The organism is Endozoicomonas sp. ONNA2, from assembly GCF_024606365.1.
Lineage (GTDB): Bacteria > Pseudomonadota > Gammaproteobacteria > Pseudomonadales > Endozoicomonadaceae > Endozoicomonas.
In genome coordinates this window covers 1-9,911 of sequence record NZ_JAHHPO010000402.1, presented here as the reverse complement: position 1 = coordinate 9,911, position 9,911 = coordinate 1, and the positions used below count along the sequence as shown (strand labels likewise).

Genomic DNA, 9,911 nt, shown 5'->3' with positions numbered 1-9,911 from the left:
AAGCAAAAGCTTTGAACCACAAAGCACACAAAGAGCACAAAGGAAAAGAAAAGCTCTTCTTTGCCGTGAAAAAATATTTTGCTTAACCATTTTTCAGTCCTGGGGTGACGCAAAATATTTTTTTACGCGCTATGGGCATTTGTGCTCTTCGTGGTTCCAATTCATGACCCGCAACCAACCCACCCACCTGCACTCGTTCGCAGAAGCTAAAAAATGGACAGTAGTGCTATCAGGAAGTATCCCTTAATGTCTACCCCAAGAACTTCTGCAGACACCGGCGAGATGGGTGCTTTTCTGTTTTCAGGGGTGGTCAACGGTCTTTAAACGTCATTGCCACCGAGTTGATACAATATCGCAGACCGGTAGGTTCCGGTCCATCGGGAAATACATGACCCAGGTGGGCACCACAATTGGAACAAAGGACTTCAGTGCGCTCCATGCCAAGGCTATTGTCTTCCTGCAGGGTGATCGCATCGCTGTTGATGGCCTGATAGAAACTTGGCCAACCACAACCCGCATCAAATTTAACCGATGAGTCAAACAGCTTTTGCTGGCAGCAGACACAGTGAAAAACACCGTCTTTCTCAAAGACGTTATATTTGCCGGTAAACGGTCGCTCAGTCCCCTTTTCACGGCACACATAGTACTGTTCATCGGTCAGCACATTCCGCCACTCATCTGACTTTTTTTCAGTCATCTCATACTGCCTGTTATGCCACTTTGATCAGCCAACAGAGACTTTCCAGAACCGTCTCGCGCCGGCGACAAGGATAACTGCCCGGATAAAAACTATCCAGTGCAACTCTTGGCAGAACAATTCATAATCCCCTGCTGGCAAACTCAAAGAACCTGAAACCATCGGTAAGACATCCATGAAGGATATTGAAAAATCCACCAAACTCGACAATGTCTGTTATGACATTCGCGGCCCTGTTCTTCGTGAAGCCAGGCGGCTGGAAGAAGAAGGACATCGTGTCATTAAATTGAACACGGGCAATCCCGCGGCGTTTGGCTTTGATGCCCCCGATGAAATCACTCAGGACGTGATCCGCAATTTGCCGCTGTCCCAGGGGTATTGTGAATCCAAAGGCCTGTTTTCCGCCCGCAAGGCCATTATGCAGTACTGTCAACAGAAGAACTTCCCCCCTGTGACTGTTGAAGACATTATTATCGGTAACGGGGTCAGTGAGCTGGTGGTAATGACCATGCAGGCATTGCTGAACACTGGCGATGAGATGCTGATCCCGGCGCCGGACTACCCGCTGTGGACCGCCGCCGTGCATCTGTCCGGTGGCCGTGCGGTTCATTACCGCAAGGATGAGCAGTCGGACTGGTGTCCGGATATTAACGATATTCGCAGTAAAATCACCGCCAAAACCCGGGGTATTGTGGTTATCAATCCGAACAACCCCACCGGTGCGGTTTATCCCGACGATCTTTTGAAAGCGATCGTTCAGCTGGCCTGCGAACACGGCCTGATTCTGTTTGCTGACGAAATCTACGATAAGATTCTCTACGACGGGGTTGAGCACACGGCTCTGGCCTCCCTGGCAGACGATATGCTTTGTATCAGTTTTAACGGCCTGTCCAAATCTTACCGGGTTGCTGGCTTCCGGGCCGGTTGGCTGGTGGTTTCCGGCCTGAAGCAAAATGCCAGAAGCTATCTGGAAGGCCTGGAAATGCTGGCCTCTATGCGCCTTTGTGCCAACGTACCCGCGCAACACGCCATCCAGACCGCATTGGGAGGTTATCAGAGTATTAATGACCTGATATTGCCCGGCGGCAGGTTGCTGGAGCAGCGTAACCGGGCATGGGAAATGCTGGAGCAGATAACGGGCGTTAGCTGCACCAGGCCCAAAGGTGCCCTCTACCTGTTCCCCAAACTCGACCCGAAACATCACCGGATCCATGATGACGAACAGCTGGTACTGGATTTTCTCCTTCAGGAAAAAGTGCTGCTGGTCCAGGGCACTGCCTTCAACTGGCCGGAGCCCGACCATCTGCGAATCATCTCGCTTCCCAGGGTTGAAGACCTGGAAATGGTAATGACCAGACTTGAGCGATTCCTGAGCCGTTATCAGCAGTAATCAGGCTTTGTCCCCGAAGAACTGCACCAATTGAGTCAATTCGGGGCTGTGCGCGAAACGTCGGAACCGCTTGGGCGGGCTGCGGGGGTCGGCCTGCGGCCTTTTCCCGGACTGAGTAGCATGATGAAGTTATCCAGTGACAAATACGTATACCCGAGATCAACCCGAGATCAAAATGGTGGGATTGAACTTTTATTTTTTATTAATGTCCTATGTATAAATGACTGGATGTTCTGCTAATGGAACTTGCCATGAAAGAAATGGAATAACTAATAAATAAAAGCAGTTAAAATGGGATGATCATCATGGACAACTTGTCTCCTGGAACCTCGGGCACAGCGCCCGCTGTAAATCCACCTGATAATGGAATATCCGGTGCAGCATTGCGTAAAACCGGGAAATCAGGCAGGCGGAAAGTTCGATCTACAGCACCCGAGCAACAACCCGCGCTTATTTTGAAAAGCATTAACGCTGAAAGAAGTGCACTGAAAAAGTTCCTGAAAATTGATTTTTCTACGCATAATCCAGGCGCCCCAATGGGGCAAGAGAAATTACCGCCTGATCTTGACACGGCACAACTGTTAGCGCACATAAAAAAGCTGGATGGTTTGCACCAACATTGCCTCAAGGTAAGTTCCACTTGTCTGAATCCGGGGTTACGTATTCACTTGGCGAACGCTATGATTGATTATGAGAGTTTCAGAAAAGCTCTTTTTAAAATAACAAGAGCAGGTTCCGATGTAATATCCCTTCGGATCGCCAGGGAATTATACAGTGTGCCCAGTGAAAGCGATGATGATGGCAAGTCAGTCAGCGAAAATATGACTGATGAAATTGCCAGGGGTTTACTGGATGAACTCAATCGGGCAGATAAACCCGAAGAATACATCTGTTTTTTCCACAAAGTTTTTAAATGTTTTTCGTTTTATGTTGATCCAAAAGTAAATTCACTGAAAAAAAACGATCAATCCGGGCTGAAATTATTTTGCAAGTGGTGCGAGTTGTTTGCCAGGTCACTGGCAAAGGTCGTGGAACACTGTCAGAAACTTGATTCACCGGTGTTGAACTCAGTACAGAAAATCATGGCCGTGTTCGATAAAGTCACTCATGGCCAGAATAATTCACTGCATTTGCTGGCAGTCCTCAAGCAGCTTGACAAGCACACTGTCCTTGATCCGAAAACGTCGTTTACTGGTAAAGAGATATTTGCGGGTCATGTCATTAGAGCATGTGTTGCGCAGTTGCGAAATCTGAACAACATCATTGCTTCGAAAGTACGCGATGGCGATCCTTACCGACTGGAATTGCTCCAGAAAGATAGCCTGGTCAGCCAGCTTAATGCACTTGGGCCCTATTTTCCTGCGGGCGACCTGTATTTTAAGTTTATTATTTCACTGGTCGTTGATCATGTTGACCACAACTGGTTTGCCCTGCTGTACGCCCTTGCCCATTGTCCGGCAGAAGCGCTATCGGGGCACTGGCGGGAGAAATTTTCACAACAGCTGGAGCAATATCATCCAGCGGCCCGCACCATGCTTGATGCCCTGTTAACAGCCAGCCATGGGCAGTTACCCGAAGCCACTAACTACACCCTGTGGTGGTTCAAGGCGTTTATCCTGAACAAACAGGGTGAACACCGTGGTGCTTTTGCAGCCATTAGCCAATCAGAGAGCGATTGCCGGATGCCCGGACAGAAACAGCCCGATGTCCGCCTGCAACTGGAAATCCTGCGCATAAAAATGCAGAGTCAGCAGCTTGCCACAGACCTTCCCCGGTTAAGCCCTGAACAGCTTAAAACCATGAAAGAACAGGCTGACAATCTGATGTCTCAACCCCGGGCCTTCTGGACGCAGGATGAGCTTGCCGTGCTTCAGCAACTGCGGGCAGAGTTGGCAGTGCTGTTGGCACAGCATACGCCAGCAGTCACGTCGGTACCGGCAAGTGCCCCAACCATCGAAGATGCTCCCGAAAAGCCCGACACCGAGGCAAACGTTGTCATGCCAACGTTGCCCCAGAGCCAGGGAACCCGGGTAAAGGCACTGTGCAAAAACCTGATGGCCGAGATCAGGGGCTGGCAGGGTGGTAACCGGCCAGAACCGCTGACACCGGATGACTCATACCAGGTGATGGGGCCCTGTGGGAAAGCGCTGTCAGCAACGGAAACCATGCAAATGGATTACTGGAACACTGGCATTCATCAGTTACTCGCCAGGGTCAGTGCTCATCGGGCCGATGGCGACATCATCAGGGAGTTAGCCTGCTACCAGACTATCCTTGGCGATGCCACCCGCAAGGGTACTATTGGCATTTATCGCCTGACCCTGGAGTTAACCTGGACCATTATGCGCTACGTTAATGGCGAGCATGAGGTCGACCACCTGACGAACAACGAAAAAGGTGAGCTGCTGGATTTATCCTGGCAATTTCTGAAACAATCCGTCTGCCTTGCCATGCGCAGAAGCAGCCCACTGCCTGAGCAAGCATCTGACCAGGAATTGGTCGATACCGTCGTCCAATGGTTGCATTCGCTGAAGCATCCCCAGGCAACAAAAGAGATGGAGTTTTTTATGCGCTGCGCTCTGGGCAGTACGGCAGGGCATATCCATGGCTTTTTGGCAGAAATATTTCCCGGGCAGAAGCAACACGCCGACAGCGCCCGACTTTTCTTCAAGGCCAAGTCTCGGCTTCAGCCGGACTATCAAAAACCGGTTTGTGAAGAAGATCGTAATATCCGGCTCAAGCTGATGGGGCAAGACCAGCAGGATCGCTGGATCCGGGGATATTGATAACGCTCTTGCCAATGGCCGTCTGATTCTGGGGTGACGACATTTTGTGCCGACAAACAAGGGTGTGACCGGACATGTCAAGAGCCTTGGATCTTGCACAACAGACTAGGCAGTACTATAAAAATCTTCAGGGTTAACGACTGATGGCCCCTTAATTATAAAATTCACAGGATTCATTGCTCATGAAAAACATATCTGATTCCAGTAAGGCGCTCGGAGAACTTGCCAATTTCACCTACCGTGGCACTAGATATGAAACGAACACATTAACCAAGGCTGGGGCATGGTTAGGATTCCAGATGGGCGTAGCGGCTTTTTTGGGAAGAAATACCGGTGTTTACATGATGAAAGGGCTGGCGAAAGCACTCGACCAACCATACGTCAGATCCATGTCGACGAGAATCCCTATTGTTATACCCGCAGTCGTGGTCGGAACAACTCTGGGCAGGATGGCACAGATCTACGAAGACTATACCGGGAAGACCACTGTCACTGATTATGTAATTGATCATTTTGTTCATGGAAAAAATGTGCGTACCCTTACCTTTCCCCCTGAATAAAAGTTTCAATGTTCACGATGATTCTCCGCTGGTAAATCTTTCGGTTTAGTTGTGATGCCCTGTTTTTAATCAGGAGTTTCAAACTTCTTTTTTATGGATGATCCATGGACGACATACACATTGACGAGTTTTATCAGGACTGTCTGAAAACGCTGGTTAAGCTTTATACCAGTTTCCCCCGGCTGACAACCCTGTATGTAGATGATCTGATTGCTAACGCTGGTACCGATGAGTATGGCATTCCCAACCGGCGCCACAAAGCCTGTTTTGATGCTCTGCTCTGGCTGGCCACGGAAGGTTATATTCGCTATCAGGATACCATCCGGCATGACGCTCTGGATCAGGTGGTTCTCACTGAAAAAAGCTTCCTGCGGCTAAGCTTGCCAGTCAGTCCTGTGGATAATCCCGATGGCCCGGATAAAAAGCAAGACCTTCCGTCGTCTATTGTCCGAAAACAGGCAACCATGGCCTGGTATTGCCGACAGGCACTTGACGATAAAGGCAGTGAAACGATTGCCCTGGCTGCCCTGGAGTTTTTCACCAGGGCCGGGTCAGGATAGGGTCAGTTATCATCAAGCGCCTGGCTTTTATTTTGTCAGTGCCATGTAAAAATAACACGTATTTATCAGACACTCTTGAAAGAATAATAATACGACTTTAAATAGCTCTCTAATGACAACAATGACGATGAGGTCACCTTGACAAATGAAGAGAATCCTGTTGTTTCTGGCCACAAACATGGCAGTCCTGTTGCTGGCCAGTATCACACTGAATATTCTCGGCGTCGGCAGTTTCCTGAGCCACCAGGGACTGAATATGGGCTCCCTGCTGGTATACTGTGCCGTATTCGGTTTTGTCGGTTCTTTTGTCTCCCTGTTGCTCTCCAAATTCATGGCCAAAATGAGCACCGGGACGCAAATTATTACTCAGCCGCAAACAGCCCGGGAACAGTGGCTGGTTGAGACGGTCAGGGAACTTTCTGAAAAGGTCGGCATCGGCATGCCGGAAGTGGGTATTTTCCCCTCGCCAGAGGCCAATGCCTTTGCCACCGGATGGAACAGGAATGCCGCACTGGTTGCCGTCAGCGAGGGGCTGCTGGATCGCTTCAGCCGGAACGAGGCCCGCGCCGTAATTGGCCACGAAATCGGCCACGTTGCCAACGGCGATATGGTTACCCTGAGCCTGATCCAGGGGGTTGTGAATACCTTTGTCATGTTCTTTGCCCGGATTATTGGTTATGCCGTCGACTCTTTCCTGCGCCGGGATGATGAGGACGAAGGCGGTGTGGGTATTGGCTTCTACATCACCAGTTTTATCGCTGAGATCATCCTTGGTTTTCTGGCCAGTGCCATCGTTATGTGGTTCTCCCGCCAACGCGAATTCAGGGCCGACGAGGCCGGTGCCGAACTGGCAGGGCGCAGGGATATGATTGCCGCCCTCGAACGACTGCGCTGCGAATATGAAGAGCCCAGCGCCATGCCAGCGACCATGACCGCCTTTGGTATCCGCAGTGGCGATCGCAGTGGACTGGCGGCCCTGTTTACCAGTCACCCGCCGTTGGACCAGCGCATCGAAGCGCTACGTGCTCACCATTGAGAAAAACCGCTCCGGCCTATCAACCGCTGCTATTGACTGTTTATAATGGGTTTTTTCGTTAGAACCTTTCGATATGCAGCTTTTGTCGCCAAAGCCAGTCTGGATCAACAACAATCAGTCACTTGACGACTATTGCCAGCGCTGGTCTACACTCGATGCCATCGCTCTGGATACTGAGTTTGTCCGTACTGACACATTCTATCCCCGGCCGGGGCTGATTCAGGTAGGTACCGGCCCGGATGTTTTTCTGATCGATCCACTGGCCATTGATCAGTGGCAACCACTGGCCAGATTGTTTGCCGACCGCTCGGTCATTAAAGTACTTCATGCCTGCAGTGAAGACCTGGAAGTGTTCAAACTGTTAACCGATACCGTACCCGGGCCTTTGTTTGATACGCAGCTGGCCGCAGCGTTTGCCAATCTGGGGTTTTCCCTTGGTTATCAGGCCCTGCTCAAGCAAGTACTGGACATCGATCTGCCCAAGGATGAGACAAGGTCTGACTGGTGCCAGCGACCATTGTCAGAGGCTCAAGTCCGCTATGCCAGCCTGGACGTTGCCCATTTACCGGCGATTTACCAGCACCTGCATCAGCTGCTGGCAACAACACCGAAACAGGCCTGGCTGGAGGACGAGTGTCTGGCCATGACGTTGAATGTGTTGCCTTTCGATCCGGAAAATGCCTGGAAAGACGTTAAAAGAGGCTGGCAGCTTTGGCCACAGCAATTAGCGGTGCTAAAAGCGCTTTGTCACTTTCGGGAAGTGGCCGCCCGCAGTCTGGATGTGCCCAGAAACCGGGTTATCCCCAAAGGCAGCCTTTGGCCACTGGCAAGATTTCAGCCGAAAGCCATGGGTGCCCTGCGGGAAATTCCAGAAATACGTCCTGGCATTATACGCAACCATGGCGAGCAGATCCTGGATATTATCCGGTCTGCCAGCCAGGTACCGGAAGCACAAAGACCCGAAAAGCTGCCGCCTCCACTGCCGAAAAATGTCAGGAACTGTGGTAAGCAGATTAAAACTCTGATGTCGCAACTGGCAGTTGAACTTGAGTTGCCATTGGCGCTGCTGATGCCGGGAAAACTGACCACCGCACTGTTGCGCAGCTGGCTGGATCATGGCTGTTTTATGCTCCCGGATACCCTTGCGGGCTGGCGTCGTGATTTCATCGCTACCCCGCTGATTCAGCAACTCAATCAATTAAGTCAACAGGAAAAAGGCCTTTGAATGAAGTCTTTGGTTTCTATCTATAAAAGCCCCAAAAAAGAAGAGATGTACCTGTACCTGAACAAGGGCGCCTTACTGGAACAGACCCTGCCAGAGGCATTATTACAAGCCTTTGGTAAACCGGTGCATGTGTTTGACCTGTTGCTGACGCCGGAAAAAAAACTGGCGCGTGTCGAGACTGTCAGTGTTTTGCAGGGGATTATTGATCATGGCTACTATCTGCAAATGCCCCCCAAAGAGCAGGAAGATTATCTGATCAAACTGCCGGATGAGTTTCTTTCCTTTAACGACCCGACATGAGCGAAAAACCTTTCTGGGCAACCAAAACCCTGGCAGAAATGACCGCCGAAGAGTGGGAAAGCCTTTGTGATCGCTGTGGCCGCTGCTGCCTGCACAAACTGGAAGATGAAGATACGGATGTGGTCTATTACACGACCGTCGCTTGCAAACTGCTGGACACCTCCAGCTGCCAATGCAAAGACTACCCCAATCGTAAAGATATCGTGCCGGAATGTACGGTACTGACACTGAAAGATGTCGAGCAGTTCCAATGGCTGCCCGAAACCTGCGCCTATCGGCTGATCAGTGAAAAGAAACCGCTGTTTGAATGGCACCCGCTGATATCCGGCTTCGGTGAATCTGTTCATCAGGCCGGAATCTCGGTAAAAGGGTGGGTGCATTCAGAAAATGATATTGCAGAAGATGATCTGGAGGACTATATCATTCCTCACATCATGATTCGCTAAAGGGGTAACAGTTTTTAATGTTAAAAGTCAGCAGTTGTATGCATGGATATCCTCTTTAACAACTTCAGGCTTTATTTAACATTCAGTACTGTCTTATGTCTCGGTCAGATACTCCCACTCAGAAACAAAGTCATTAACATCTAAAACGGGGACTTTCTTTTTAGTGCCAGCAGGCTTCCCAAGGTAGATAAAACCCATCAGTTGTTCATTGTCGGCAAGACCCAGACCTTTTGCCAGGGCCGGGTGGTAACAAAGTTCTCCGGTTCGCCACATTGCCCCGACTCCCTGGGCATGGGCGGCCAGCAACAGAGACTGAACGGCCGCCGCCAATGACATCTTCTGTTCAATTTCTGGCACCTTGGGATGCTGCTTGACCGGGCAAATAGCGAGTACCAGCATGGGTGCCCGCAGTGGCATCCCTGTGACACGAGCCAGCGCCTCTTCGGAAAGATCCGGCTGATTCTCCAGGGTCGCCTGCGCCATTAGCTGACCCAGCGCTTCTCGCGCCTTGCCCCTGACTTTCAGAAATCGCCAGGGGCGAATGCGGCCATGGTCGGGGGCTCTCAGGGCTGCCCGGAACATCACATCCAGTTGCTGATCGCTGGGTGCGGGTTCCTCCAGGAGGGGTGTCGACACCCTTTCCAACAAAAGCTCGATACCATTCATCAATAATTCACTCCCACGAATAACAGATTTGAGTATTTTTGCATCTTGAAATTGTCCGTCGATTGCATATTGTTGACGGTATTATCAGGTTTGGCTATGAATCAATTTTACTGCAATGAAAAGGTTTGGGGTTGACTCCGTTAAACGCGGTGATTAATATACGCCTGCGCTGCAGCAATGCACGAAGGTCTGCGTCCCCTTCGTCTAGTGGCCTAGGACACCGCCCTTTCACGGCGGTAACAGGG

General features: G+C 50.6%; 10 protein-coding genes. 8 read left to right on the top strand and 2 right to left on the bottom strand.

Features of this window, described 5'->3' with window-relative positions; translation table 11 throughout:
- Positions 1 to 310 precede the first annotated feature (310 nt).
- On the bottom strand, positions 311 to 697 hold the full coding sequence (gene msrB / locus KDK14_RS07290) for a peptide-methionine (R)-S-oxide reductase MsrB (RefSeq protein WP_257264391.1): 387 nt from the start codon (positions 695 to 697) through the stop codon (positions 311 to 313).
- Positions 698 to 872: 175 nt separating this feature from the next.
- Here msrB and KDK14_RS07285 point away from each other — a divergent pair, with 175 nt between their 5' ends.
- The 8 genes from KDK14_RS07285 to KDK14_RS07250 all read left to right on the top strand — a co-directional run bounded on the left by KDK14_RS07285 (position 873) and on the right by KDK14_RS07250 (position 9,000).
- A complete protein-coding gene (locus tag KDK14_RS07285; protein WP_257264390.1) occupies positions 873 to 2,087 on the top strand; it encodes a pyridoxal phosphate-dependent aminotransferase in 1,215 nt (404 codons plus the stop codon).
- A gap of 305 nt (positions 2,088 to 2,392) precedes the next feature.
- The gene (locus KDK14_RS07280; protein ID WP_257264389.1) at positions 2,393 to 4,873 is read left to right on the top strand and encodes a hypothetical protein; all 2,481 of its coding nucleotides are present in this window, start codon (positions 2,393 to 2,395) and stop codon (positions 4,871 to 4,873) included.
- A gap of 182 nt (positions 4,874 to 5,055) precedes the next feature.
- Positions 5,056 to 5,433, top strand: coding sequence for a hypothetical protein (locus tag KDK14_RS07275; RefSeq protein ID WP_257264388.1), 378 nt, complete (start codon positions 5,056 to 5,058; stop codon positions 5,431 to 5,433).
- A gap of 104 nt (positions 5,434 to 5,537) precedes the next feature.
- Positions 5,538 to 5,993, top strand: a complete 456-nt coding sequence (locus KDK14_RS07270) for a hypothetical protein (RefSeq protein ID WP_257264387.1) — start codon at positions 5,538 to 5,540, stop codon at positions 5,991 to 5,993.
- Positions 5,994 to 6,138: 145 nt separating this feature from the next.
- Positions 6,139 to 7,029 (top strand): protease HtpX, encoded by an 891-nt coding sequence (gene htpX, locus KDK14_RS07265; protein WP_257264386.1) that lies wholly within the window; start codon positions 6,139 to 6,141, stop codon positions 7,027 to 7,029.
- A 73-nt stretch (positions 7,030 to 7,102) separates the two neighbouring features.
- Positions 7,103 to 8,254, top strand: a complete 1,152-nt coding sequence (rnd, locus tag KDK14_RS07260) for a ribonuclease D (RefSeq protein ID WP_257264385.1) — start codon at positions 7,103 to 7,105, stop codon at positions 8,252 to 8,254.
- The gene (locus KDK14_RS07255) at positions 8,255 to 8,554 is read left to right on the top strand and encodes a YcgL domain-containing protein (protein WP_257264384.1); all 300 of its coding nucleotides are present in this window, start codon (positions 8,255 to 8,257) and stop codon (positions 8,552 to 8,554) included.
- Positions 8,551 to 9,000 (top strand): YcgN family cysteine cluster protein, encoded by a 450-nt coding sequence (locus KDK14_RS07250; RefSeq protein ID WP_257264383.1) that lies wholly within the window; start codon positions 8,551 to 8,553, stop codon positions 8,998 to 9,000. The genes KDK14_RS07255 and KDK14_RS07250 overlap by 4 nt, the downstream gene beginning before the upstream one ends.
- A 93-nt stretch (positions 9,001 to 9,093) precedes the next feature.
- On the opposite strand, the gene KDK14_RS07245 is transcribed toward KDK14_RS07250, so the two are convergent.
- Positions 9,094 to 9,666 (bottom strand): nitroreductase, encoded by a 573-nt coding sequence (locus KDK14_RS07245; RefSeq protein WP_257264382.1) that lies wholly within the window; start codon positions 9,664 to 9,666, stop codon positions 9,094 to 9,096.
- Positions 9,667 to 9,911: the final 245 nt, after the last annotated feature.